This is a genomic window from Brevibacterium sp. XM4083 (genome assembly GCF_006489205.2).
In the GTDB taxonomy this organism is placed as follows: Bacteria; Actinomycetota; Actinomycetes; order Actinomycetales; family Brevibacteriaceae; genus Brevibacterium.
In genome coordinates this window covers 234,419-259,148 of the sequence record NZ_VFYR02000002.1, presented here as the reverse complement: position 1 = coordinate 259,148, position 24,730 = coordinate 234,419, and the positions used below count along the sequence as shown (strand labels likewise).

The following is a 24,730-nucleotide window of genomic DNA, read 5'->3' as shown; positions in this document are numbered from 1 at the left end:
GGTTCAATTATTCCGGCTGATCACAGGTGTCGCGGCGGGCTTGGGCGGCGACGGCTCGCGCCTACCAGTGCGGGCACGCAGGGAACGACGAAGGCCCCGTCGCGAACGACGGGGCCTTGCTCTGCTCCCCCGGCTGGGCTCGAACCAGCGACCCTTCGATTAACAGTCGAATGCTCTGCCAACTGAGCTACGGAGGAATGTGGCAGTGACCTGCGCACGAGAAATCAGCATAGCAAAGGTGAGCCGACCTCGCCAAAGCGGCGCCCAGTGCGTTAGGTCACACCAGCGCCGCTCGTGCCGATCCTCGAGGTGCCGCGGTGGGCACCTCCGGTTTCCCCCACCTCGGCGAGACGGGGAACCGGACAATCGCCCCGCGCGCACGACGCTGCCGCGTACCGCACTGTAACATCGGGGGTGACCCTTTCGAGCCATCCCCGACGGAAGCAGAACACGTGACCATTGTGGCCATCGCCTTAGCCGTTCTGGCAGCTGTGGCCCTCGCGTACGGGGCCCTCTACCAGCACGACGCCGTCGCCGATCAGGACAATTCGCACGACGGTCTGAGCTGGGCGCACTTCAAGGAGCTGCTGGGGAACCGGAAATGGCTGCTCGGGCTCTTCATCCTCGGCCTCGGCACCCTGGGGAACTTCCTGGCGCTGGCCCTCGCCCCCGTCATGGTCGTCCAGCCGATCGGGGCGTTCTCCCTCATCGTCTCCGTCCTCCTCGGCGTGAAGTACCGCGGACTCAAGGTCAACCGCCGCCTCGTCCAGGCCGTCGTGTGGTGCACCGTCGGCGTCACGGTCTTCGTCGCCCTGTCGGCCACGACCGCGCGGACATCGGTCCACCTCGGCGCCGATGCCCTGCCGCTCGTGTGGATCACCGGCGTCATCGTCGCCGCCGGACTCATCGTCATGCTCTTCTTCCGCCATGCCCCGCAGCTCGTCCTCATCACCGCGGCGGGCCTGCTCTTCGCGTGCGTGGCGACGAACGCCCACCTCGTCAGCGTCCAATTCCTCCGCGCCGGCATCGAGAACGTCACGTGGCTCAACGTCGCCGCCCTCGTCATCGCCGCGGCCCTGGGCTCCTGGTTCGTGCAGAACTCGTACGCCGCCGGCCCCCCGGAGATGGTCATCGCCGGGCTCACCGTCGTCGATCCCATCGCCGCGGTCATCCTCGGCTCCGTCGTCCTCGGTGAGGCCCATACGGCTCCCCCGTGGCTCGTCGTTGTCATCACGATCACAGGATTGGTCGCGTGTCTCGGGGTCGTTGTATTGTCGCGGTATCATCCCGATGTCAAGGATCGCGAGGACGAACGCCGCGACGCCCGCCAGACCGATCAGTTGACCGACACCGAGGAGAGTTGAGCTCTGTCCGCACAATCGACCCGTCGCATCCTCATCCCCAGCGAGACCTACGCCCCCGAGGTCAACGGAGCGGCGAAGTTCGCCGAACGCCTGGCAGCGGGACTCGCCGCCCGCGGACATGACGTCCACGTCGCCTGCCCGTCGGCGACCGGCACCCCGTCGGTGAGTGTGGAGAACGGCGTCACCGTCCACCGGCTCACCTCCCACCGCTGGATGCTCCACCCCACGTGGACGATCTGCATGCCGTGGGAGACGAAACCGGAGATCGCCCGCCTCCTCGACACCCTCAAGCCCGACGTCGTCCACACGCAGGCGCACTTCGTCATCGGCCGCTACGCGTTCTCCGAATCGCACAAGCGCGGCATCCCCGTCGTCGCGACGAACCACTTCATGCCCGAGAACGTCCGCCCCTACCTCCGGGTGCCCAAGCCGCTCGTCGACGGCGGCACAGCGCTGGCGTGGTGGGATCTGCGCCGGAAGTTCCAGTCCGCGGAGTTCATCACCGTCCCCACGCAGCTCGCCGCTGACCTGCTCACCCAGAACGGGTTCAGCTCCCCCATCCGCGCCGTCTCCTGCGGCATCGACCTCGACCGGTTCTCCCACCTCAAGCAGCCGGCCATCGGTGGGAAGGGCTCCTCGACCGGCACCGAGGCGGCCGCCCCGCGAGTCCTCTTCGTCGGTCGGCTCTCGGCGGAGAAGCACGCTGAGGACATCGTCCGCGCCGTCGCGCTCACCGACCCGGCACTCGGGCTCGAGGCCGACATCGTCGGCGGCGGCGATCAGGAGGAGCCGCTCAAGGCACTCGCCGCCGAACTCGGCATCGCCGACCGCATCCACGTCCTCGGCAAGATCAGCGACTCCGCGCTCATGGACGCCTATGCCCGGTGCGCGTTCTTCTGCATGCCCTCGACGGCCGAACTCCAGTCGATCGCCACGCTCGAGGCCCTGGCCTCGCGCAAACCCGTCGTCCTCGCCGACGCCGTCGCCCTGCCCCACCTCGTCCGCGACGGCGTCAACGGCTACCTGTTCCCGCCGCGGGACGTCGAGGCCCTTGCCGATCGCTTCACCCGCATCTGCACGCAGACGCCCGAGGAGCGCGAGGCGATGTCCCGGGCCTCCCTCGACGTCGTCGCCACCCATGACATCGAGTACACGCTCGACACGTTCGAGTCGATCTACGCCGACGTCATCGCCGGATACATCGACACCGCAGCCTGATACCGGCTGCCTGAGGCGGCCTGCCGCTCAGGGCCCGTCGACGGAGTCCATGCGGCCTCGATTCAGGCCGCGTCGTCGGCCGGCGGGACGAACACCGACGGCTCCGACCCGAGCCGCGCGACGTCGAGACCGGCGATGACATCATCGACCGACCGCCAGCGGGCACTGCCTCCGGTGGCGCTCGTCGGGTCGGATCCGCCGAGCGACTCCCAGATCCATCCGTAGACATCGGCGACCGTCCAGCCGCGGGCGCGCAGCTGCTCGTAGGTCACGGCCCCGTCGCGTTTGGCCAGCCGAGACCCAGATTCGCTGAGCACGAGGGGAACGTGCAGCCACGCCTGCTCGGGCAGGTCGAGGAGTTCGGCGAGGCGGGCCTGCCGCGGCGCCGAGGAGGCGAGGTCGTCCCCGCGGACCACCTCGGTGATCCCACTGGCCGCATCGTCGACGACGACGGTGAGGTTGTACGCGAACACGCCGTCACCGCGCCGGAGCACGACGTCGTCGACCGGTGCCGTGATCGTGCCGAGGAGAGCATCGGCCACGGTGACCTCCCGGTTCTCCGAGCGCAGCCGCAGGGCCGGTCTGCGGCCCGCGGCGGCAAGAGCTGCCCGCCGCTCGGTCCGCCGCTCCGCGGAGAGGTCTCGGCACGTGCCCGGGTACGCTCCCGGCGGGGCGTGCGGTGCCGAGGGAGCCTGCTGGATGTCCTTGCGCGAGCAGTAGCATTCGTAGACGAGTCCCGCCTGATCGAGACGGGCGATCGCCTCAGCGTAGACGTCGAGGCGCGCGGACTGCACGAGGGGTTCGTCGTCGGGCACGATCCCGAGGTCGGCGAACACCGCCCGCTGGGACTCCGCCGCGCCGGCTCGGACCCGGTCGAGGTCCTCGACGCGCCAGAGGAAGCGCTGGCCCTGCTGCCGGGCGCGCGCGTACGCGAGCACCCCGGTGCGGATGTTGCCGATGTGGAGGTCGCCGCTGGGGCTCGGGGCGAACCGACCGGCTCCCGCCCTCACCTGTCGGCGACGAGATCGGCGTACTGCGGGAACCGCTGCAGGTAGTCCTGGACGTAGGTGCACAGCGGAACGATCGTCTCCCCGTTCGCCCGGATCTCATCGAGGGCGTGCGTGACGAGGGTGCGAGCGAACCCGCGCCGGGAGAAGTCCTCGGAGATGATCGTGTGCTGGAGCTCGAGCGTGGTGTCGCCGATCCGCTGGTAGGCGAGGAACCCGACGAACGCCTCGGGATCGTCGGTGGTGAAGAGTTCGAAGCGCTCCCGGTCACGGTTGTGGCGCATCGTCACCGGGGTGGCGCTGAGTTCGGGTTCCATCCTCACGTCCCTTTCATCGTCGGTGAGCTGCTCAGCGCACCGGTGCCGTCGTCAGCCCTTCGCCCTCGACGTCGGCGGTGGTCTTGCGCTGCAGTCGCCTCTCGAGCCACCGCGCGAAGCTCGCGACGATCATGTTGATGATGATGAAGAGCGCGGCACCGACGATGAACGTCGGCAGAAGGTTATTGTACTCGCGGCCGATGAGGTTGACCTGGTAGAGAAGGTCCTGGTAGGTGACGATGAAGCCGAGCGCCGAGTCCTTGAGGAGGACGACGATCTGCGCGACGATCGTCGGCATCATCGCCCGCAGCGCCTGCGGCATGAGCACGAGGCTCATCACCTGTCCCGGCCGCAGGCCGATCGCCATCGCCGCCTCCCGCTGGCCTTTCGGCACGGCGAGGATGCCGGCGCGGATGATCTCGGCGAGCACCATGCCGTTGTAGAGGGTGAGGCCGATGACGACGGACCAGAACGGGCCGATCGTGTTCCCGAAGAGGAGGAACGTCGCGAAGATGAGGAGGAGGACCGGCACGCCGCGGAAGAACTCGAGGATGATCGTCGCTGGCACGGAGATGATCCGCTTCGACGACAGGCGCAGGAGGGCGAAGACGACGCCGACGGCCAGCGCCAGCACCGAGGCGACGGCGGCGACCTTGAGGGTCGCGAGCATGCCGTCGAGGAGGACGAGCTGGATCTGGGCGAAGGTGAACGGATACCACTTCTCGGGTTCGAGCTGTCCTGCGTCGGCGAACTTCCAGATGATCCATGCGATGAGTCCGGCGAGCACGATCGTCGAGACGATCGAGAGGATGACGTTGTTGCGGCGGGCCTTCGGGCCCGGGGCGTCGAAGAGAACCTCTGTCGGTGCGCTCATCGGAGGATCACCAGCTTCCGCTCGAGGTAGGAGAAGATGCGCCCGAGGATGAGCGCGAGGATGAGGTAGGCGACGGCGGTGCCGAAGAGGATCGGGATGACGAGGTCGCCGCGGAGCTCGATCGCATTGCGCATCGCGGAGATGAGTTCGCGGTTGTTGAACGCCGAGGCGATCGACGTGTTCTTGAGCATCGCGATGATGACGTTGCCGAGCGGCGGGATGACCGTCCGGAAGGCCTGCGGCAGGATGACCTGAGTGAGGGTCTGGTTGAACGTCAGTCCGATGGCCCGGGCGGCCTCGGCCTGGCCGACGGGGATCGTCGCGATGCCCGCCTTGAGGGTCTCGGCGACGAAGCACGCGGTGTAGGCGGTGAGCGCGAGCGTCGCGTAGACGAAGGAGTTGAACGAACTCGAGTCGCCGAAGCGGATGTCGAGGAACGGCAGTCCGAAGGCGCAGAAGAACATCACGAGCGTCAGCGGGGTGTTGCGGACGATGTTGATGTACGCCGAGGCGGCGATCCGCAGCACCGGGGTCGGTGAGACCCGCATGGCGGCGAGGATCGTGCCGAGTACCAGCGATCCGACGAGGGTGACGGTGAAGAGCTTGACCGTGCCCCAGACGCCGGAGCCGAAGAGCTCGAGCAGGGCGAGAAAGTCCATCCCGGGTTCCTTAATCGATGCGAGGGCACCGGTCGGTGCCCTCGCATCAGGTCAGTGAGGCAGCCGGTCGGCGGCCTCGGTGCGGCAAGCGGTCAGTAGCGGTCGATCTCCGGCATCTTCACGCCCTCAGCCGATCCGAGCGTGTACTCGAAGGCCTCGGTCCACTGGCCGTCGTCCATGCTCTTCTGCACGGCGTCGTTGACCGCGTTGCGCAGGGCCGTGTCGTCCTTGGGCAGGCCGATTCCGTAGGGCTCTTCGCTGAAGGGCTTGCCGACGACCTTGAGTTCGCCTTCGTTCTGCGCCGCGTAGCCGCGCAGGATCGCGTCATCGGTCGTCACCGCGTCGACGGCGCCGGACTGGAGGTCGGTCACGCACTTCGAGTACGTGTCGTAGGTGACGAGCTCGGCGTCCTTGTACTCGTCCTGGATCCGCTGCGCCGGGGTCGAACCGTCGACGGAGCAGACCTTCCTGCCGGCGAGGTCCTCGGGCCCGGCGATATCGGAGTCGGACTTCACGAGCAGGTCCTGACCGGCGACGTAGTAGGGGCCGGCGAAGTCGACGACCTGCTTGCGCTCGTCGTTGATCGTGTAGGTCGCGACGACCATGTCGACGGTGCCCTGCTGGAGGAAGGGCTCGCGGTTGGCCGAGACGGTCTCGACGAAGTCGATCTGGTCAGGGGCGAAGCCGAGCTGCGCGCCGACCATCTTCGCGATCTCGATGTCGAAGCCCTCCGGGTCCTCGGAACCGGTGGTGACATTGCCGAGACCGGGCTGGTCGAACTTCACGCCGACCTTGAGCTGACCGGCGTCCTTCGCCGCCTGCCAGGTCTTCGAGTCGGCGACATCGGCGCTCTCGTTGACCGGGTATTCGGGGGCCGCGGCCTGCGAACCGCCGTCGGCCGGGTTGTCGGGGGTGCCGCCCTGCCCGCAGCCGCTGAGGGCGAGGAGTCCGACCGCGACCGAGGCGATCGCGACGCTGAGCTTCTTCATGGTTTCTCCTTGGTGGTGTCGAACGGAACAGAAGGTCGCATCAGTGGGTCAGTTCGTGAGGATCTTCGAGAGGAAGTCCTGCGCGCGCCCGCTCTGCGGGTTCGTGAAGAACTCCTCCGGACCGTTGACCTCGACGATCTCCCCGTCGGCCATGAAGACCACGCGATTGCCGGCCTTGCGGGCGAAACCCATCTCGTGAGTGACGACGACCATCGTCATCCCCTCCTTGGCGAGTTCGACCATGACGTCGAGGACTTCGTTGATCATCTCCGGGTCGAGGGCGGAGGTGGGTTCGTCGAAGAGCATGACCTTCGGCTTCATCGCCAGCGCCCTGGCGATCGCGACGCGCTGCTGCTGCCCACCCGAGAGCTGAGCGGGGTACTTGTCGGCCTGGTGGGCGACCCCGACGCGTTCGAGCAGCGCCATCGCCTGCTTATCCGCGTCGGCCTTCTTCAGCTTCCGCACCTTGATCGGGCCCAGGGTGACGTTCTCGAGGATCGTCTTGTGGGCGAACAGGTTGAACGACTGGAAGACCATGCCGACGTCCGAGCGCAGCTGCGCGAGTGCCGCACCTTCGGCCGGCAGCTCCTTGCCGTCGATCGTGATCGATCCCGAGGTGATCGTCTCCAACCGGTTGATCGTCCGGCACAGGGTCGATTTGCCCGAGCCGGAGGGACCGATGACGACGACGACCTCACCCTCGTGGATGTCGAGATCGATGTGCTTGAGCGCGTGGAAGTCACCGTAGTGCTTCTCGACGTCGGTCATCGAGACCAGCGGTTGTGATTCAACTCTCATGACCATTGATCTTAGTGAATGACCTGCTCACATGAAAAACGTCAGGTGTTCCCAGGACAACTGCAATGAACTTGTGACCTGGGCGACATTCACACCGTGCTGCCTGCGTGAACGATCCTCTCGCCCTCGTCGCGCAACTCGACTTTCCGGATCTTTCCGGACACCGTCATCGGGAACGAGTCGCGGACCTCGACGTACCGCGGGATCTTGAAATGGGCGAGGCGGCCCTGGGCGAACTCCCTGACGTCGGCGGCGGTGAGGGTGTCGAAGCCGTCCTTGAGGATGACCCAGGCCATGAGCTCCTCCCCGTACTTCTCGTCGGGGACGCCGATGACCTGGACGTCGCTGATCGCCGGATGCTGGTAGAGGAACTCCTCGATCTCCCGCGGGTAGACGTTCTCTCCCCCGCGGATGACCATGTCCTTGATCCGCCCGGAGATGTCGACGTACCCGTCGTCGTCCATGATCGCGAGATCGCCCGTGTGCATCCAGCGGGCGGCATCGATTGCCTCGGCGGTCTTGTCCGGCTCCTCCCAGTACCCGAGCATCACCGAGTATCCGCGAGTGCAGAGTTCGCCCTTCTGCCCGCGGGGCATCGTCTGGCCCGTCACGGGGTCGACGATCTTCACCTCGACGTGGGGCATGACGCGGCCCACCGTCTGCGTGCGGGCCTCGAGCGAGTCGTCGGCGCGGGTCATCGTCGACACCGGCGAGGTCTCGGTCATTCCGTAGCAGATGGCGACCTCGGACATGTTCATGTCGTCGATGACGTGGCGCATCACCTCGACCGGGCACGGGGATCCGGCCATCACCCCGGTGCGCAGGGTCGTCAGGTCGTAGTCGGCGAAGTCGGGCAGGCCGAGTTCGGCGATGAACATCGTCGGCACTCCGTAGAGGGAGGTCGCCCCCTCCTCGGCGACGGCGGTGAGGCTCGCCGCCGGGTCGAAGCCCGGGGACGGGAGGATGACCGAGGCCCCGTGGCTGAGCGCCGCGAGGTTGCCGATGACCATGCCGAAGCAGTGGTAGTAGGGCACGGGCAGGACGACGGAGTCGGCGGGCGAGTACGAGAGCAGCTCGCCGATGAAGTAGCCGTTGTTGAGGATGTTGTGGTGGGACAGCGTCACGCCCTTGGGGAAGCCCGTCGTGCCGGAGGTGTACTGGATGTTGATGGGATCGTCGGCCGAGAGTTCGGCCGCCGCCTGCTCGAGGCGCACCGCGTACTTCGCGCCGGGGTCGGCGAGCAGCTCCCGTCCCTGGGTCAGCAGGCGGGCGAACGATTCGCGCTCCCCGATCGTCGCCGTCCCGGTCAGGTCGTCCGGGACGGTGTCGAGGAAGACGAGATCGAGTCCCGGCACCGAGGCGGCCACCTCGGTGGCCAGGGCGTGGAAGTCCGAATGGGGCGGGGCGGCGATCTGCGAGATGAGCATCGTCATCCCCGACTGGCCCACGACGAATTCGAGTTCGTGAGCGCGGTAGGCGGGGTTGACGTTGACGAGGATCGCCCCGATCTTCGCCGTCGCGTATTGGACGAGGGCCCATTCCCCGACGTTCTGCGCCCAGATCCCGATGCGGTCGCCCTTGCCGAGGCCGCGCTCGATCAGGGCCGCGGCCAGCGCATCGGTGTCGGCGTCGAACTCGGCATACGTCCAGCGCCGGTCGGAGCCGCGGTCGATGAGGGCGATCGCGTCCGGGTGGGCGGCGGCAGTGCGCCGGAAGTTCGCCGGGATCGTCTCCCCGCGCAGGGGTTCGGTCGACGGGCCGGAGGAGTAGGAGAGGTCAGCCACGTCGTTGTCGCCCTTCGTATCCCGTCAGCGTTCACTGACAGCGTGCGTTGTGATCGTCTTCACACTATTCCGGTTCGCTCCGACTCGCAAAGGCCGGGGTCTCCCGCTCGTCGGCCTCCCCGCCGAGGCGGGTGCGGGTGGTGGCGCGGAAGCTGCGGACGAAGTCGTCGTCGATCCCGGGCCCGGCGACGCCGTCGGCCTCGACGACGCGCGCACGACCGGCGTCGATGAGGACGAGTCCGCGGCTCAGGGCCGCGACGTCGGCGGCGTCATGGGTGATGAGCAGGGCGCTGCGTCCGCGCAGCACGTCGGCGAGGACGGCGCGCGTGCTCAGCTTGACGTCGACGTCGAGGGCGGCGAGGGGTTCGTCGAGGAGGAGGAGCGTGGGGTCGATGACGAGCGCCCGCGCGAGGGCGATGCGCGCTCCCTGCCCGCCGGAGACCTCCTCGGGGCGGCGGTCGCTGCAGTAGCCGACGCCGAGGCGGTCGAGCATCGCCTGCGCGGCGGCGCGGGCGTCGGCGCTCCGGTGCCCGTGGGCGCGGAGTCCGAACGCGACGTTGTCGAGGACGCTGAGGTGCGGGAAGAGCAGCGGGTTCTGGGCGAGGTGGACGACCCCGCGGGCGTGGATGGGCGGCCACTGTCCGGCGTCGATGTCGAAGATCGTGCGGTCGCCGAGGCGCAGCGCGCCGGACTCGGCGGGCAGGGCGCCGGTGATGATCTGGAAGAGGCTCGACTTCCCGGCCCCGTTGCGGCCGATGAGTGCTGTCGTCTGCCCGGCAGGCACGTCGAGGGCGACGTCGAGTCCGCGCGCGGGCAGCCGGGCGCTCAGGCTCAGTCGCCCGGCGCCGACACTGTCGCGGACACCGTCGCCGGCGCTGCTGTGAACGGCGAGGGACTCCCCCTGAGCCGCCAGCGGAGCCGCGACTTCGGTATCCGCCGGCGCGGAGGCGGGTGCGCCCGTGCGCGCGATGGCGGCACCGGACGCGCCGGGAGTCGAGGCGCGCGGGGCGAAGCGGCGCAGGCGGGGGGCGTGGGGCGAGCGGTAGGCGAGGACGATGATGATGAGGGCGGTGACGACGAGGAGCAGGGAGAGGGCGATCGCCGACTGCGGATCGGACTCGCGGACGAGGTAGATCTGCAGCGGCATCGTCCGGGTCACCCCCGACAGGGAGCCGGCGAAGGTGAGGGTCGCCCCGAACTCGCCGAGGGACCGGGCGAAGCAGAGGACGGCACCGGTGACGATGCCCGCCCGCAGCATCGGCAGGGTGACCGTGAAGAACACCCGCATCGGCGTCGCCCCGAGTTCGGCGGCGGCGATCTCATAGCGCTGCCCGCGCGCGGCGACCGCGGTCTCGACCGACATCACCATGAACGGGAGGGAGACGAAGATCTGAGCGACGACGACGGCCGCCGTCGTGTACGCGAGCCCGAGACCGGCCTCGGTGAGCAGGGACCCGAGATATGCCGAGCGCCCCCACGTGTAGAGGAGCGCGAGACCGCTGACGACCGGCGGCAGGACGAGCGGGAGGAGGATGAGGGTGCGCACGAGCCGCTGCCCATGGAACGTCGTCGTGGCGAGAAGATACCCGAGCGGGAAGCCGAGAACGACGCTGACGAACGCGGAGATCGTCGACGTGAGCAGGGACAGTCCCATCGCCAGCTGGGACTCGGGGGCCGCGATGACCTCGCCGAGGTGGCCGAGGTCGATGCGGGTGACCATCCCGATGATGGGGACGAGGAGGAACGCGACGGCGAGGACAGCGGGAATCCACAGCCACCTCGGCGCCGTCGCATGCCTCCGGACACGTCCCGTCACGGACGGTCTCCCGGTGTGGAATCACAGATCATCCACCCATTATCACCCGCAGATGCGGAGTTTCATGCCATCTGCGTCAGCATCTGAGACTGGTTCGGGTCAGTCGCCGCCGGCGGTGTCGATCCACACCATCGTCGCCTTGACGGCCGCGGTGGCGAGGCTGCCGGGTTCGAGTTCGAGCTGACGGCACGCCTCGGCGGACATCAGGGACACGACCCGGAACGGTCCGCACTGGAGGCTGACCTGCGCCATCACCCCGTCGATGACGACGTCGGTGACGAGACCGGTGAAGCGGTTGCGCGCCGAGCTGCGCACGTGCGTCGGGTCTTCGAGGGATCCGGCGCCGTCCTGGGCGAGCACGGCGAGTTCGGCGCCGTCGACGACGGACCGGTTCGAGGCGTCCTTGTGCTGAGCGAGTCGGCCGTCGCTGATCCAGCGGCGGATGGTGTCGTCGCTGACGCCGAGGAACCGGGCGGCCTCGCTGATGCGCAGCTGAGTCATTCGAGCGCTCCCACCCATTCGTCGTCGCCGTCGGTGAAGAACTGGTGCTTCCAGATCGCCACCTTCTCCTTGACCTCATCGACGAGCTCGCCGCACGCGGCGAACGACTCACGGCGGTGCGGTGAGGCGACGACGGCGGCCAGCGCCACGTCGCCGACGGACAGCTCTCCGACCCGATGGACGACGGAGAGGCGGACCGCGGGATGCCGCGCGGCCACGTCGGCGGCCACCTCGGCGATGTGCGCGGGCGCCAGCGGGTGGGATTCGTAGACGAGCCGGGTGACACCGCGGCCCGAATCGTGGTCGCGGATGATTCCGGAGAAGGTCACGGCGGCCCCGCATTCGGCGGTGACGACCTCGGGTTCGAGTTCGGTCACGCTGATCGGGGACTCGGTGATGCCGGTGGTGATGACGGTCATGACTCCCGACTCCAGTCCCCGCTCTTGCCGCCGGTCTTCTCGAGCACCTTGATGTCGCCGATGACCGCGCGGTTGTCGACGGCCTTGATCATGTCGAAGATCGTCAGCGCGGCGACGGAGACCGCGGTCAGGGCCTCCATCTCGACACCGGTCACCGAGACCGTCTTCACGGCCGCGGTCACCGTGACGGCGGAGTCGGTGAGGATGAAGTCGACGTCGACGCCGGTCAGGGGCAGCGGATGGCAGAGCGGGATGAGGTCGCTCGTGCGCTTGGCGCCCATCACCGCGGCGATGCGCGCCACCGGCAGGGCGTCGCCCTTGGGCAGGCCCGCCTCGGCGATGAGGGCGATGACCTCCGGGGTCGTCGTGATCGTGGCCGTGGCCACGGCCCGCCGCCGGGTGGTGCTCTTGTCGCCGACGTCGACCATCCGGGCGGCTCCGGTCTCGTCGAGGTGTGTGAGGCTCACGCGATTGTCCACGTTCTCAGCCTATCCCCCGCGCCCGCGAACGGGTCGTCAGGGTCATCGGTGGGCGGGATGAAGACGAGGTGGGTGCTCTCGGCGTAGCTGTGGAGCAGATGCGACCGGGAGCCGCCGACGAGGGTGATGCCGTCGTCGTCGACGATCGCCCGCCGCACCTGGAGTTTGCCGCGGGGCGGGGTCTCGTCGAGGTCGGCGGCAAGCCGGTGGAAGCCGACGGGGCGGGCGTCAGTGCCGGGATCGATGCCGAGGAGGGCCGGGCGGATGAAGAGCTCATAGCTGATGAGGGCGCTCACGGGGTTGCCCGGCAGGGCCACCCACGGGTGACCGGCGAGCCTGCCCACACCCTGCGGTCCGCCCGGCTGCATCGCGATGGGTTCGAAGAGCATGTCCGCGGCCGGGTCTCGGTCCGCGGCGAGCTTGACGACCTCGCGGGCGCCCTTCGAGATGCCGCCGGTCGATACGACGAGGTCGGTGTCGACGTCGCGCACTCGACGCAGCAGCTCCTCCGGGTCGTCGGGCACCCGCAGCCGGGTCACCTCCGCACCGAGGCGGGTGAGGCTCGCGTTCAGGGTGATGCCGTTGGCGTCTTCGATGCCGGCGTCGGCGTCCCCGGCGATCTCGTCTCCGGTGCTGAGGACGAGGATGCGCGGGAGGGTGACGACCTCGAGGTCGACGACTCCGCAGGCGGCGGCGACGCCGAGGCGGGCGGGGGTGAGGAGCGCACCGGCGCGCAGGACGGTGGTCCCGGCGGTGACGTCGCTGCCGCGGGAGCGGACGAACGCGCCCGCTGCGGGTGCGGCGTCAACGGTGATCTCCGCCGCCCCGAAGGTGCCCGGTTCGGTGGCCTCGATGGGGATGATCGTGTCCGCACCCTCGGGCACCGGGGCCCCGGTCATGATCTCGACGACGGTGCCGGGGTCCACGGCAGCGCCCCGGGCTCCGGCGGCGACCTGCCCGACGACGGGCAGCGGGCCGAGGCGGGACCCGTCCCGCGGTGCGGTCGTCAAGGTCTGCGCGGCGACGGCGAAGCCGTCCATGCTCGAGTTGTCGAACGCGGGGACGTCGACGGCGGAGACGACATCGGCGGCAAGCTGCCTGGGCACTTGGAACAGGGCTGTCAGGGGCCTGCGCGCCGCGCCGCGCAGCGGACTGATCGTCTCGAATACCCGACGACGATGCGTGAAGGCGCTGGTCATGGGACGATGATAGCGAAGAGCTTTCGTCAAGGGAGGAGAACGGACATGGGGACGATCGGTCTGCCGACCCCGGTGCTGAGGACTCCGACTCTCGACCCGGGCACGTCGTTCACCGCGCACAGCGAGGAGTCTCTCCTCGACACGTTCGGGCGTCGCGCGCGCGACCTGCGGATCTCGCTGACGGATTTCTGCAATCTGCGCTGCAGCTACTGCATGCCCGCCGAGGGTGTCGAGTTCATGCCCCGCGACGCGGCGATGAGCGCAGAGGAGATCATCCGCTTCGCCCGCATCGGCGTCGAGCGGTTCGGTGTCGACCAGATCCGGTTCACCGGCGGAGAGCCGCTGACCCGCCACGACATCACCGACATCATCGCAGGCGTCGCCGCCCTGACACCGCGGCCGAACATCGCCCTGACGACGAACGCGATCGGTCTCGACAAGCGCGCGGCGAAGCTCAAGGAGGCCGGTCTCGACCGGATCAACGTCTCCCTCGACACGGTCGATGCGGACACGTTCGCCGCGATCACCCGGCGTCCGTTCCTCCAGCGCGTCCTCGACGGAGTCCGGGGGGCACAGGAGGCCGGTCTCGACCCGGTGAAGATCAACGCCGTGCTCCTGCCGGGAGTCAACGACGCTCAGGCGCCCGACCTCCTCCAGTGGTGCCTCGACCACGGGCTGTCGCTGCGGTTCATCGAGCAGATGCCCCTCGATGCGGGGCACTCGTGGGACCGCGGCACGATGATCACCGCCGCTGACGTCTTCGCACTGCTGGCACCCCGATTCGTCCTCACACCCGACGAGGCCCCGCGCGGTGGGGCGCCGGCGGAGAAGTTCCGGGTCGCGAGCCGGGAGGATCCGGACACCGACCTCGGCGACGTCGGCATCATCGCCTCGGTCACGCGTCCGTTCTGCGCCGACTGCACCCGCACCCGACTGACCGCCGAGGGCAGGGTGCGCACGTGCCTGTTCTCCCGCACCGAGGTCGATCTGCTCGCCGCACTGCGCTCGGGTGCCACTGATGAGGAGATCGCGAACCTGTGGAAGGGCGCGCACTGGGCGAAGCTCGCCGGGCACGGCATGGACTCCGCCGACTTCACCCAGCCGCAGCGACCGATGAGCGCCATCGGAGGATGAGAGAGACCGTGTCGACCACCGCAGACTCGCATGCCGCCGCACCCGCGACCGTGACCGTGCGCTTCTTCGCCGCCGCCCGGGAGGCGTTCGGCACGAAGCAGTCCACCGCCGAGGCGGCCACCCTCGGCGAGCTCATCTCCGTCCTCACCGCCGGGGCCGACACCGAGGCGGTCACCGTCCTTGAGCGGTCGAGCTTCCTCGTCAACGCCCGGGCGCGCACCGACCGGCAGGCGCCCTTGGCCGCCGGGGACACCGTCGACGTCCTCCCGCCCTTCGCGGGAGGCTGAGCGGGACAGAGCGCGGGTCCGCCCGCCGGAATGGGAACGCCGTCGGCGTGGGACCGCCGGGCGTGAACACCTGCCGGAGAGTGGGAGCGTGACCGCCGGTCAGGACGCGGCGTCGATGCCGCCGCGGGAGAGGTGGGCGAGGTAGCCGCCGGAGATCGACACGGCGTCGATCCCCGCCCGGCGCAGAGCGCTGACCGTCCGGGCCGAGCGCACCCCTGACCGGCAGTAGAGGGCGAACCGTGCGGACTCCCCCACCACCGCCGCGCCTGCGGCCGCCGTGAGCAGCTCGGGCTCGGCGAGGAGACGCTCCATGGGAATGTGGGCGGCTCCGGCGACGCTGCCCGCCGCCACCTCGTCGTCGTCCCTGATGTCGACGAGCACGTCGTCCGCGGTGAGGTCATCCCACGTGATGACCGGGATGGCCTCGTCGGCGGGCGCGTTCGCCGCGGTGGCTCCGGAGAGGTCACCGGCTGCTCCATGGACACCGCCGGAACGGTGGGCCTCGAGACTCGTCACCGGCCGGCGCTCGGGGTCCCGGGCGACGGGGATCGTCTCCCAGCTCGCCTCGAGGCTGCTGTGGATCGAGACGGCGTCGAACAGGGGTGTGCCGATGCTGGCGAGCACCTTGACCGTCTCCATCGCCATCGCCGACCCGATGCTGCCGCACAGGGCGCCGATGACCCCGGCGGTCGCACAGTTGGGCACGGACCCCGGCGCGGGCATCTCGGGATAGAGGTCGCGCAGCGTCGACCCGGTGCGGGCGTCGAAGACGGCGAGCTGCCCGTCGAAGCCGAGGATCGTGCCCCACACGAGGGGGATCCCGAGCATCTCGCACGCGTCGTTGACGAGGTAGCGGGTCTCGAAGTTGTCACTGCCGTCGACGACGATGTCGGCCCCGGTCAGCAGCTCCTCGGCGTTGTCGGCGGTGAGCAGCACCGGGTGCGTGATGATCTCGATGTCGGAGTTGAGACCGGCCAGCCGCCGGGCCGCGGAGTCGACCTTGCGGTTGCCGACCTCCTCCTCGGCGTGGAGGAACTGCCGGTGGAGGTTGCTCAGTTCGACGACGTCGGGGTCGATGACGCTGATGGTGCCGACCCCGGCGGCGGCGAGATAGGTGAGCACGGGCGCTCCGAGGCCACCGGCGCCGATGACGACGACATGGGAGGCGAGCAGTCTCTCCTGAGCCTGGGCGCCGAATCCGCGGAGACGGATCTGGCGGGTGTAGCGGGCGAGGTCCATGGCTCTCAGTCTAGGTCCGGTGCGCGCACGCGTGCGCGCCCCCTACCTCTCGAGGCCGGCCGCCGGCAGGGCGAGGACCTCGACGAGGTCGCCTGCAGTGATCGCCGCCGGGGCAGTGGGCACGCGGAGGATCGCGTCGGCACCGGCGAAGTCGCGAAGCCGGGAGCGTTCGGCCGGGACGACGGTGCCGTCGACCGAGACGGTGACCGGCACGAAGGACACGCCCTTGACGTGGCCTGCGAGCTCGGGGCCGGCATAGACGGCTTTCTGCCAGCGTGCGGCGAGGTCGGTCCCGGACATCAGGGAGAGCGCGAAGAGGTGGAAGGACAGCAGCGCGCCGGACGGGGTGCCCGGGAAGTGGAGCAGGGGCACGCCGCCGCGGCGCCCGTGGCCCTGCGGGCCCCCGGGGCGTTGGCGGACCCGGACGAACTCGGAATCGGTGCCCTCGAGGCTCGCCCGCACGACTTCGAAGGCCCCGGCGCTGATCCCACCGGTCGTGATGACGAGGTCGACGTCCGGGAGGAGACCGTCGAGCACGGTGAGGAACTCGGTCGGATCGTCGTTGCTCGTGCCCACGTGCGGGATCGCCCCGGCGGTGACGATGGCGGCTGAGAGCATCGGCAGGTTCGAGTTCGGGATGATCGGCGCGCTCGCCTCCTCCGCGCCCGAGGCGGCGGCGAGTTCGTCGCCGGTGACGATGAGCCCGACGCGCAGCCGCCGGTGCACCTCGACGGTGGTCTCCCCGAGCATCGCGAGCGTCCCGATCGCCGCGGCCCCCAGGCGCTGACCGCCGAGGACGACGATGTCGCCGACCGCGGTGTCCTCACCGACGTCGCGGATGTTCCACCGGTCGACAAGGTTCTCCGGCAGGCTGGCGACGGTGATCGTCTCGGGGATGTCTCCGGTCCGGGCGGCATCGGTGAATTCGACGGGGATGACGGCCGCGGCACCATCCGGCACGGCGGCACCGGTCATCACGCGCACCGCTGTGCCGGGGGCGACGTCGACCGGCCGGTGACCGGCAGGCACGTCGCCGACCACGGTGACGGGGGCGCCTGCGCCGGCCCGTTCGAGGGCGCGGGCGTCAAGGGCGTAGCCGTCCATCGCCGAGGTGGCGAAGGCCGGGATCGGATCCCGGGCGACGACGTCGTGGGCGAGGATCCGACCGACCGCCTCGGCGAGGGGCACGGTCTCACTGCCGACCGGCAGGGGTCCGGCGATGATCCGGGAATAGGCCTCGGGGTCCACGCACGTCCTTTCGCTGCGGCGGGCCGGAGGAGTCGCGGTGAGTCGTCCGGTCGGAGATGTCTCCGTCGATCCTAGGGCGTGGGCGCCGCTCTCGACCAATGCGCCCTGCCGGCCTCGATTAGAGTGGGTGACGTGGAGGAGAAGACCGACCCGAGAAGATGGAGCGTCGTCTCGCAGCCGGGGCTCGCCGCGGTCCTCCTCGCCGCCTCGGCGGTCATCCTCTTCGGGATCGGCACGGAGTTCCGGGCCGTCAAGGTGTGGGGCTATGCGCCGATGGCCGCGTCCCTCATCCTCGCGTGGACGACGGCGGACAGGAGCTTCGCCCGGGATCTCAGTGTCATCGCCGGCGCGCTTGCGCTCATCTCCGCGATCTCCGTCGAGGCCGACATCTCGTGGACGAACATCCTGCGGATGGGGATCGTGCTCAGCGCCGTCGTCATCGGGCCCTTCCTCGTCACCCGGTACTGGTTCAAGGAGAAGAGCATCGTCTACCCGCGCCGGCACGGTCAGCCGTGGTCGAAGCTCGAGTGGGGGTGGCTGATCTTCGTCGTCGTGGTCGCCTGGCTCGTCCTCCCCCAGTACTTCTTCCGCACCGGGGTCTACCTCAACTGGCCGGCGGTGACCGAATGGCATGAGATCCTCAGGCTCTTCATCGGCGTCAACGCCGTCGGGCTCTGGGACGAGCTGTTCTTCATCTGCACGGTCTTCGCCCTGCTGCGCCGGCACTTCGACTTCTGGACGGCGAACGTGCTCACGACGATCATCTTCGTCTCGTTCCTCTGGGAGCTCGGCTACCGGTCGATCGGTCCGCTGCTGACCATTCCCTTCGCCCTCGTCCAGGCGGTGATCTTCACGAAGACGAAGTCCCTGCCCTACACGGTCACGGTCCATCTCATCTTCGATGCGATCGTCTTCCTCACGATCGTCGCCGCCCACCACCCGCAGGCGCTGCCGATCTTCATCGGGGTCTGATCCCGACAGGAGAACCGCCCTGTCCGGAGAGTTCCGGACAGGGCGGTTCTGTCGTGGTCTGGTCACCCGCGGCGACGGGTGTCAGAGGCTGCTCAGCGCACGCCCTTGAGCAGCTTGAGCATCGGCTTCGTCAGCGTCAGCGCAAGCAGGCCGAGGACGACCGAGGTGCCGCCGATCGACGTCCAGTACGGGGTCTGGTTCGCCGGGTCGAAGTACCCGCCGAGCACACCCGAGAGCGCGGTGCCGACACCGGAGGCGAGGAAGAACACGGCGATCATCTGCGACTGGAACACCTTCGGGGCGACCTTCGTCGAGAACGACAGACCGACCGGGGAGATGAGCAGCTCGCCGAAGACGAAGACGGCGAGGATGAGGCAGACCCACAGCAGCGGCGTCGAGTTCGCCGGCGCAGTCGCGTACGGCAGGAACATGAGGAAGCCGAGGCCGATGAAGACGAGCGAGAGGCCCGCCTTGACCGGGGTCGAGATCTGCTTGGGCCCGAGCTTCATCCACATCGTCGCGAACAGCGGGGCGAAGATGATGACGAACGCGGCCGGGATGAGCTGGATCCAGTTGATCGGCATCTCCCACCCGAAGATCGACCGGTTGAGGTTGCCGTCGGAGTAGACGGTGAGGACACCGAAGATCTGCTGGTACATCGACCAGAAGACGACGCTCGTGATGAAGAACGGGATGAACGCGAGCACCCGGGAGCGCTCGGTGGCGTTCGTCTGCGGCGAGGTGTACATGACGATGAAGTAGCACGCTGCGGCCGCGGCGGAGATGCCGGCGATCCACCAGTCGAGGTTCTCGGGGTTGACGAGACCGGTCATCCACAGCACGGTGGCGAGGACGACGACGGCGACGACCGCGACGATGAAGAGGTAGAGCTTCGACTTCGGCAGCGGGTTGACCGCGGTGCGCGATTCGGCGGGCAGCTTCTTCCGGCCGGAGCCGTAGATGACGAGGCCGAGGGCCATGCCGACGGCGGCGGCGCCGAAGCCGTAGTGGAAGCCGACGTTCTGCTGGAGCAGTCCGGTGATGAGCGGGCCGAAGAGGGCGCCGATGTTAACGCCCATGTAGAAGATCGTGAAGCCCGCGTCGCGGCGGGGGTCCTTCTCGTCGTAGAGCTCACCGACGAGCGCGGAGGCGTTGGCCTTGAGTCCACCGGAACCGAGGGCCACGAGGATGAGGCCGGCGGCGACACCGCCGAATCCCGGCACGAGTGCCAGCGCGATGTGGCCGGCCATGATGATGATCGCCGAGTAGAAGAGGACCTTCTCCGCACCGAGGATGCGGTCGGCGATCCAGGCGCCGAGGATCGTGGCGAGGAAGACGGCACCGCCATAGGCGCCGACGATCCCGACCGCTGTGGCCTGCGGGAGTCCGAGTCCGCCGTCTGAGACCTGGAAGTACAGGTAGAGGGCGAGGATGCCGTTCATGCCGTAGTAGGAGAAGCGCTCCCACAGTTCGAGGCTGAAGAGCTGGAAGAGCGGAAGCGGGTGTCCGAAGAACCGCGTATCGCTCTTGACGACCTCGGTCGTCGAGGTGCTGGTAGACATATCGTGCTTTCCGTTGTGACGTGCGGTCGCGCGATGTGAGAGCGCGAACAACGGGTTACTCTACTCCCACGACATGGCACACAGCACATTTTCGCCGATATGGGAAGAGGCGTCCCAGATCACGGAATCTCGGTGTGAACCACATCTCGTTTCCGCTGGCGGAAGCGCACGAGGACGTTGAGCAGCGCAGCGAGGACGACGACGACCGCGGCACCGATCGGAACGGCGATGGCCGTGGACGTTCCGGCCACCTCGGCGAGGATGCCGACGAGCGCCGAGGCCACGGACTGCCCGACGATGATCGCCGATCCCGCCATCGACATCACGGTGGCCGAACGTCCGCGGGGGCTGCGTTCGGCGGCGAGGCTGAAGAGGGTGACCAGTGACGGCCCGATCGCGGTGCCCATGAGGAGGAGCCCGATGACGACTCCGGGCATCGCTGATGCGGTCGCGAGCACGATGGTCCCGGCAAGCAGCAGCGGGGCGAAGCACAGCAGCCTCGCCCAGAGGGCGAAGCGCGGGGAGAAGAGGGCGACGGAGATCGCGAGGATCGCTGAGCCGATGCCGAGGACGCCGTAGACGAGCCCGGCCTGTTCGGGGTGGCCGAGGTCATTCATCAGCGAAGTCAGGGCCGTGAGCGTCGAACCGAAGACGAGCCCGATGCCGAAGACGCCGAGGACGACGACGAAGATCCGACCGGTGAAGAGGTCGCGCACCGGTCCCTTGACGACGGTCGCGGCCCCGCCGGACGTCGCGATGCGACCGCTGCGGTGGAGGGCGAAGGCGGTGACGAAGATGAGCGTCATGGCGACGGCCCCGAGGATCGGGGCGACGGGTGAGAACCACGTGGCGAGGAGGCCGACGATGAAGGGGCCGAAGACGAAGACGACTTCGTCGGCGGCGGACTCGTACGCCATCGTGCCGTTGAGCACCTTCGACTGCCGGGTGCCGGGCAGCACCGAGAGGATGACGTCGACGAGGCGGGAGCGCGACATCGGGGAGACCTGCGGGGCGCTCGCCCCGATGAGGAAGGACGCGAGGAGGACGACGACGTCGGGCAGCGGGGAGAAGACGACCCAGGCGAGGAAGAGCAGCGCCGCACTGTTGATCGCCCCGACGACGAGGAGAACGGGGCGCTGTCCCCAGCGGTCAGCGGCGGCGCCGATGAAGGAGCCGAAGATCGCCGTGCCGAGACCGACCATCGCGGAGTTGAGACCGCCGAGGCTCAGCGAATCGCGACCGGCGACGACGAGCGTGAGGACGCCGACGACGACCATCGCATAGGGCATGCGGGCGAGGAAGGCGATGGGGAAATAGCTGAGGCCGACGGCGCGCAGCAGGCCCGGCTCGGCCGCGACGGGGGTCGCATCCGGAGCCGTCGCCGCGTCCGCGGGGTCGGTGTGCGAATTCGTCGGTTCGGGATGTGGCATGGCGCTCTTCGTTTCTGCCCGCGGGTGACCGCGAGGATTCGGTGCCGCCGTGGTGAACTGCTCTGCACTCGGTAGATGCACATCGACTTGCTGGGAACTGAGCTCCCAGCCTACCCGCAAGCGACCGTCGCCGACCGGTGTCATCGGTCACGATCCGGCCGTGAGGTGTGGCCGCTCACGCCGGCAGAGCCCGCGGAACGGTCGGCCGCAGAGCGGCGCGGACACGGCTTTCCCATCCCTGACTCAGTGGACCCGCAGACGAGAGTGAAAGGATATGACCATGAACTTCCTCTTCCGAGTCGGCATCAACGCCTTCGCCATCTGGGTGGCCGTGTGGCTGCTGCCCGGCGTGAGCATCGCCGGCAATGAGCTCATCGAGGAACAGGTCGGTCCGGTCTTCGCGATGGTCGTCTCCTACCTCGTCATCGGTCTGATCTTCGGGTTGGCCAACGCCTTCATCAAACCGATCATCAGCGTGCTGTCGGCACCGATCACGTGTCTGACCCTCGGGCTGTTCTCGATCGTCATCAACGCGGCGATGCTCGCGCTGACGAGCTGGCTGAGCGGGTTCACGCCGTTCGTCTTCACGATCGACTCGTTCTTCTTCCAGGCGATCCTCGCCGCGATCATCGTCTCCGTCGTCTCCGCGCTGCTCGGCTGGCTCGCCCCGGAGCGCTCCTACGACCGGGACTGACACGGCCGGCTTCCGAATGCCCGTGTCGTTCTCTACGGCATGTAGACTGATGGCTGATCATCGCCGTATCGCCGCAAGTCTCGGAGGAGAACATGTCCAACCCCGTCGCGCAGAGAACGCAGAACTCCGCGAACTTCGCTGACGTCGTCGTCTTCGTCGTCTGCTTCGCGCTCTTCATCTTCTCGATCTACCTCTTCGGCGCGGCGTTCTCCTCCCCCGCCGGCACCGAGTTCTGGGTGTTCTGGGCCGGCCTCATCGTCGCCGCGGTCGCCTTCATGCTGCCGATGATCTACCACGCGATCGTCGATCGCCGCTCCTGATCCTCACGTCGGGTCACCGCTGACCTGAGACTTCGCTGACCGCGTCGCAGACCATCTGCGGCGCGGTCAGTCGCGTGTGCGGGAGAAATCCTCGATCGCCGAGGCGGCCTCCTCGGGCCGCTCGTAGTGGACGAGGTGACCCACCCCGGTGAGTTCGACGAACCTGACGTCGTCGAGCCCGCCGACGACGGAGCGGGTGACGTCGATCGGGGCGATCGCATCCGCGTCCCCCGCGATGACGAGGAGGGGCATCGTCAGGTTGTCCGCCACCTCGGTGACGGTGTGGGCGACGGACACGTCGAAGGCCTGCGCGAGCGAGCGCCGGTCGCTGAAGGTCGAGAAGTAGCGGGCGTGCTGGTCATGGATGTAGCGGCGCAGCCCGGGATCCTTCGTCGTCGCCATCACTTCGCTCATCAGCCGGACGATGACGGGACTGGAGAGCAGAGCCCGGCCGGGTCCCTCCGGCAGGCGGGCGCCGAGCTCGTAGTAGACCCGGGTCAGTGCCGTGAGGACGCGCGCTGAGCCTTCGAGGGCGGGGGTGGTGATGGGGTTGATGAGGACGAGCTCGGGCATCGCGGCAGGATCGGCTGCGGCGAGGTGCGAAACGAGGATCGACCCGAAGGAGTGGCCGACGAGGATCGGCACGGCCTCCCACTCAGCGGTCACCTCGGCGATGAGCTGGCGGAGATGATCGAGGTAGGCGGCCAGACTCAGCCCGCCGGTCAGGGGCGCCGCCTCACCGAAACCCGGCAGGTCGGGCACGATGACGGTGCGATCGCGCAGCCCGTGGGCGATCCGGTCGAGACCGTGGTGGTCACCCCGGAAGCCGTGGATCATGAGCACCGGTCGCCCGGGCCTGCGCCCGGGGTGCACCCACACCGGAGTGGGATGCCCGGCGACGCTGAGGTCGCGGCGCTCCGGCTCCCCCACGCTCAGCGGTCGTCGGCCGCGGTGGCCGACTCGACGGTGTCGGAGGCCTCCGCCGGTGCGGAGCCGGACAGCGTGCGACGCGGAATGACGACGACGGGCACCGGGAGTACGCGCAGCAGGCGGCGCGCCCGGGCGCCGATGAACACACGCCCGTGACCGAGCCGGCTCGAGCCGATGAAGGCGAGCTCACCGGAGATCCATTCGACGCTTTCGGCGGCCTCCTCGATGTCGGCACCGGCCTCCGAGACGACGGTGGCCCGGCCGGAGGCGAAGAGGTCGGAGGCCCTGCCGGCGAGCATTGCTCCGCCGAACTCCTCGGCGAACTCCGTGACCTCGGCGACCTCGTCCTCGGCCATGCCGTCGTTCTCGATGAGCGCGAGCAGACGGAGGGGAACGTCGAAGGCGGTGGCGGCCTCGATCGCCGACCCGACGAGGGCGGCGGCACCGGGGCGGGCACCGAAGAGCGCAGTGATGCGCGAGACCGGGCCGATGTCCGAGCGTCCGGCCGGGGCGAGGACGACGGGGACCTCGGAGGAGTGGAGCAGCGAGGTGGCGACTGTGCCGATGCGGAACTGGCGCATGAGCGTCGTGGCGCGCGCGCCGATGACGATGGCGACGGCGTCCTCGTCGGAGGCGACCTCCATGAGTCCCTTCGACTCGTTCGTCGCGGTGTGGATGACACCGCGGGCGGCGATGTCGTCGGGGATGAGCGCGAGGGCCTCCTCGAGCCAGTCGTCGAGCTGTTGAGCGACGATTCCCGTGCCGTCCTTGGGGATCGACCCGGCGGCGTGGAACGTCGAGGTCTCCGGCCGGATGATCGTGACGACGAGTTCGACGGCGACGGAGCGGGCGATCGAGATCGCCAGGGAGATGGCGTCGCGTCCGCGGTCGGTGGCGATGTAGCCGACGACGAGGCGCGGCAGGGAGGCAGCGGATTCTGACATGGAGGACTCCTGGCTGGTAGCGGTTCTCTCAGCGATTCTACGTGGGCGGAGACGGTCCGCGCTGAGCATTCCGCACATGGTGACATGTGGGTCTGCGCACAATGCCGACGACTGGGAAATCGACCGGAGGAGAAATAAAGTTCAGCAATTCTGACCAGAAGTCCCACGATGCAGTGATTCTGTGATAACTTCGTGAGTGCAATTACGGATTCGCACCCATAAAAGAATTGCATTGTTCCCCATGAGCACTGACGCCGCTCATCGACGATCCACGACCATGAAAGGAGTGCAGCTGAGATGTATGCCAACGACATCTTCCACCCCGTCTTTCCGGACTCCGACATCCGTCCGACGACGCTCGCTGCCTGCTCGGTCGGCGGACTGGGACTCGACGGCTGATCCTTCCAGCCTGACTCGTCTTCTTCCGCCGGCACCCTGAGCGCCGGCGATTCCTCTGCGCCTCGCGCATCGATTGCCCTCGTGGACCTCACTCCCGGACTGTGATCCTCACGTCCAAGCTGTGATCGTCACGCGGCACGGTGCCGG

25 protein-coding genes and 1 tRNA gene are annotated in these 24,730 nt (G+C 68.6%); 7 read left to right on the top strand and 19 right to left on the bottom strand.

What is annotated here, in order from left to right; genetic code table 11:
* Positions 1-124: 124 nt before the first annotated feature.
* Positions 125-197: transfer RNA gene (locus tag FJ887_RS06950), tRNA-Asn, on the bottom strand.
* Positions 198-452: 255 nt separating this feature from the next.
* Here FJ887_RS06950 and FJ887_RS06945 point away from each other — a divergent pair.
* Complete coding sequence (locus FJ887_RS06945) at positions 453-1,364, top strand: DMT family transporter (protein WP_250786188.1); 912 nt, start codon at positions 453-455, stop codon at positions 1,362-1,364.
* Between the two features lie 3 nt (positions 1,365-1,367).
* Positions 1,368-2,582 carry a glycosyltransferase gene (locus tag FJ887_RS06940; protein WP_140955066.1) on the top strand — a complete coding sequence of 405 codons (1,215 nt, stop codon included), beginning with the start codon at positions 1,368-1,370 and terminating at the stop codon, positions 2,580-2,582.
* Between the two features lie 62 nt (positions 2,583-2,644).
* Here the strand turns inward: FJ887_RS06940 and gluQRS are convergent, their stop codons facing one another.
* From gluQRS to FJ887_RS06880, 12 genes are all read right to left on the bottom strand, one after another.
* Positions 2,645-3,592, bottom strand: coding sequence for a tRNA glutamyl-Q(34) synthetase GluQRS (gene gluQRS / locus FJ887_RS06935; RefSeq protein WP_140955067.1), 948 nt, complete (start codon positions 3,590-3,592; stop codon positions 2,645-2,647).
* Positions 3,589-3,906 carry a GNAT family N-acetyltransferase gene (locus tag FJ887_RS06930; protein ID WP_137825482.1) on the bottom strand — a complete coding sequence of 106 codons (318 nt, stop codon included), beginning with the start codon at positions 3,904-3,906 and terminating at the stop codon, positions 3,589-3,591. Before FJ887_RS06930 ends, gluQRS begins: the two co-directional genes overlap by 4 nt.
* 31 nt (positions 3,907-3,937) lie before the next feature.
* Positions 3,938-4,780 carry an amino acid ABC transporter permease gene (locus tag FJ887_RS06925; protein ID WP_137825481.1) on the bottom strand — a complete coding sequence of 281 codons (843 nt, stop codon included), beginning with the start codon at positions 4,778-4,780 and terminating at the stop codon, positions 3,938-3,940.
* Positions 4,777-5,439 (bottom strand): amino acid ABC transporter permease, encoded by a 663-nt coding sequence (locus tag FJ887_RS06920; RefSeq protein WP_140955068.1) that lies wholly within the window; start codon positions 5,437-5,439, stop codon positions 4,777-4,779. Before FJ887_RS06920 ends, FJ887_RS06925 begins: the two co-directional genes overlap by 4 nt.
* A 92-nt stretch (positions 5,440-5,531) precedes the next feature.
* Complete coding sequence (locus tag FJ887_RS06915; RefSeq protein WP_140955069.1) at positions 5,532-6,428, bottom strand: glutamate ABC transporter substrate-binding protein; 897 nt, start codon at positions 6,426-6,428, stop codon at positions 5,532-5,534.
* Positions 6,429-6,476: 48 nt separating this feature from the next.
* The gene (locus tag FJ887_RS06910) at positions 6,477-7,205 is read right to left on the bottom strand and encodes an amino acid ABC transporter ATP-binding protein (protein ID WP_211979286.1); all 729 of its coding nucleotides are present in this window, start codon (positions 7,203-7,205) and stop codon (positions 6,477-6,479) included.
* Between the two features lie 110 nt (positions 7,206-7,315).
* Complete coding sequence (locus FJ887_RS06905) at positions 7,316-9,010, bottom strand: AMP-binding protein (RefSeq protein WP_140955070.1); 1,695 nt, start codon at positions 9,008-9,010, stop codon at positions 7,316-7,318.
* A 64-nt stretch (positions 9,011-9,074) separates the two neighbouring features.
* Complete coding sequence (locus tag FJ887_RS06900; protein ID WP_140955071.1) at positions 9,075-10,826, bottom strand: ABC transporter permease; 1,752 nt, start codon at positions 10,824-10,826, stop codon at positions 9,075-9,077.
* Positions 10,827-10,925: 99 nt separating this feature from the next.
* Positions 10,926-11,327 (bottom strand): TOBE domain-containing protein, encoded by a 402-nt coding sequence (locus FJ887_RS06895; RefSeq protein WP_137825268.1) that lies wholly within the window; start codon positions 11,325-11,327, stop codon positions 10,926-10,928.
* A complete protein-coding gene (locus tag FJ887_RS06890) occupies positions 11,324-11,746 on the bottom strand; it encodes a molybdenum cofactor biosynthesis protein MoaE (RefSeq protein WP_140955072.1) in 423 nt (140 codons plus the stop codon). Before FJ887_RS06890 ends, FJ887_RS06895 begins: the two co-directional genes overlap by 4 nt.
* Positions 11,743-12,174 (bottom strand): cyclic pyranopterin monophosphate synthase MoaC, encoded by a 432-nt coding sequence (gene moaC / locus FJ887_RS06885; RefSeq protein ID WP_250786203.1) that lies wholly within the window; start codon positions 12,172-12,174, stop codon positions 11,743-11,745. Before moaC ends, FJ887_RS06890 begins: the two co-directional genes overlap by 4 nt.
* Before the next feature lie 35 nt (positions 12,175-12,209).
* On the bottom strand, positions 12,210-13,424 hold the full coding sequence (locus tag FJ887_RS06880) for a molybdopterin molybdotransferase MoeA (protein WP_140955074.1): 1,215 nt from the start codon (positions 13,422-13,424) through the stop codon (positions 12,210-12,212).
* 45 nt (positions 13,425-13,469) lie between these two features.
* On the opposite strand from FJ887_RS06880, the gene moaA reads away from it, so the two are divergent.
* Positions 13,470-14,558 (top strand): GTP 3',8-cyclase MoaA, encoded by a 1,089-nt coding sequence (gene moaA / locus FJ887_RS06875; RefSeq protein ID WP_137825272.1) that lies wholly within the window; start codon positions 13,470-13,472, stop codon positions 14,556-14,558.
* A gap of 8 nt (positions 14,559-14,566) precedes the next feature.
* Positions 14,567-14,845: a MoaD/ThiS family protein gene (locus FJ887_RS06870; RefSeq protein ID WP_250786187.1), complete on the top strand. Its 279-nt coding sequence runs from the start codon at positions 14,567-14,569 to the stop codon at positions 14,843-14,845.
* 99 nt (positions 14,846-14,944) lie between these two features.
* On the opposite strand, the gene FJ887_RS06865 is transcribed toward FJ887_RS06870, so the two are convergent.
* Both FJ887_RS06865 and FJ887_RS06860 read right to left on the bottom strand, forming a co-directional pair.
* Complete coding sequence (locus FJ887_RS06865) at positions 14,945-16,084, bottom strand: HesA/MoeB/ThiF family protein (protein WP_140955076.1); 1,140 nt, start codon at positions 16,082-16,084, stop codon at positions 14,945-14,947.
* Between the two features lie 42 nt (positions 16,085-16,126).
* A complete protein-coding gene (locus FJ887_RS06860; protein WP_140955077.1) occupies positions 16,127-17,332 on the bottom strand; it encodes a molybdopterin molybdotransferase MoeA in 1,206 nt (401 codons plus the stop codon).
* Positions 17,333-17,464: 132 nt separating this feature from the next.
* Here FJ887_RS06860 and FJ887_RS06855 point away from each other — a divergent pair, with 132 nt between their 5' ends.
* Positions 17,465-18,304, top strand: a complete 840-nt coding sequence (locus tag FJ887_RS06855; RefSeq protein ID WP_250786186.1) for a CPBP family intramembrane glutamic endopeptidase — start codon at positions 17,465-17,467, stop codon at positions 18,302-18,304.
* A 92-nt stretch (positions 18,305-18,396) separates the two neighbouring features.
* Here FJ887_RS06855 and FJ887_RS06850 read toward each other — a convergent pair whose 3' ends face one another.
* Positions 18,397-19,866: a peptide MFS transporter gene (locus FJ887_RS06850; RefSeq protein ID WP_137825277.1), complete on the bottom strand. Its 1,470-nt coding sequence runs from the start codon at positions 19,864-19,866 to the stop codon at positions 18,397-18,399.
* Positions 19,867-19,985: 119 nt separating this feature from the next.
* Entirely contained in the window at positions 19,986-21,296 is a 1,311-nt protein-coding gene (locus FJ887_RS06845) for an MFS transporter (RefSeq protein ID WP_140955079.1), read from the bottom strand.
* Positions 21,297-21,576: 280 nt separating this feature from the next.
* Between FJ887_RS06845 and FJ887_RS06840 the strand changes: the two genes are divergently transcribed.
* Both FJ887_RS06840 and FJ887_RS06835 read left to right on the top strand, forming a co-directional pair.
* Complete coding sequence (locus tag FJ887_RS06840) at positions 21,577-21,990, top strand: phage holin family protein (protein ID WP_140955080.1); 414 nt, start codon at positions 21,577-21,579, stop codon at positions 21,988-21,990.
* Positions 21,991-22,082: 92 nt separating this feature from the next.
* Positions 22,083-22,310 carry a hypothetical protein gene (locus FJ887_RS06835; RefSeq protein ID WP_140955081.1) on the top strand — a complete coding sequence of 76 codons (228 nt, stop codon included), beginning with the start codon at positions 22,083-22,085 and terminating at the stop codon, positions 22,308-22,310.
* A gap of 66 nt (positions 22,311-22,376) precedes the next feature.
* Here the strand turns inward: FJ887_RS06835 and FJ887_RS06830 are convergent, their stop codons facing one another.
* Together FJ887_RS06830 and FJ887_RS06825 are read right to left on the bottom strand one after the other, a co-directional pair.
* The gene (locus FJ887_RS06830) at positions 22,377-23,240 is read right to left on the bottom strand and encodes an alpha/beta fold hydrolase (protein ID WP_250786185.1); all 864 of its coding nucleotides are present in this window, start codon (positions 23,238-23,240) and stop codon (positions 22,377-22,379) included.
* 2 nt (positions 23,241-23,242) lie between these two features.
* Positions 23,243-24,184: a universal stress protein gene (locus tag FJ887_RS06825; protein ID WP_250786184.1), complete on the bottom strand. Its 942-nt coding sequence runs from the start codon at positions 24,182-24,184 to the stop codon at positions 23,243-23,245.
* Between the last annotated feature and the right edge of the window lie 546 nt (positions 24,185-24,730).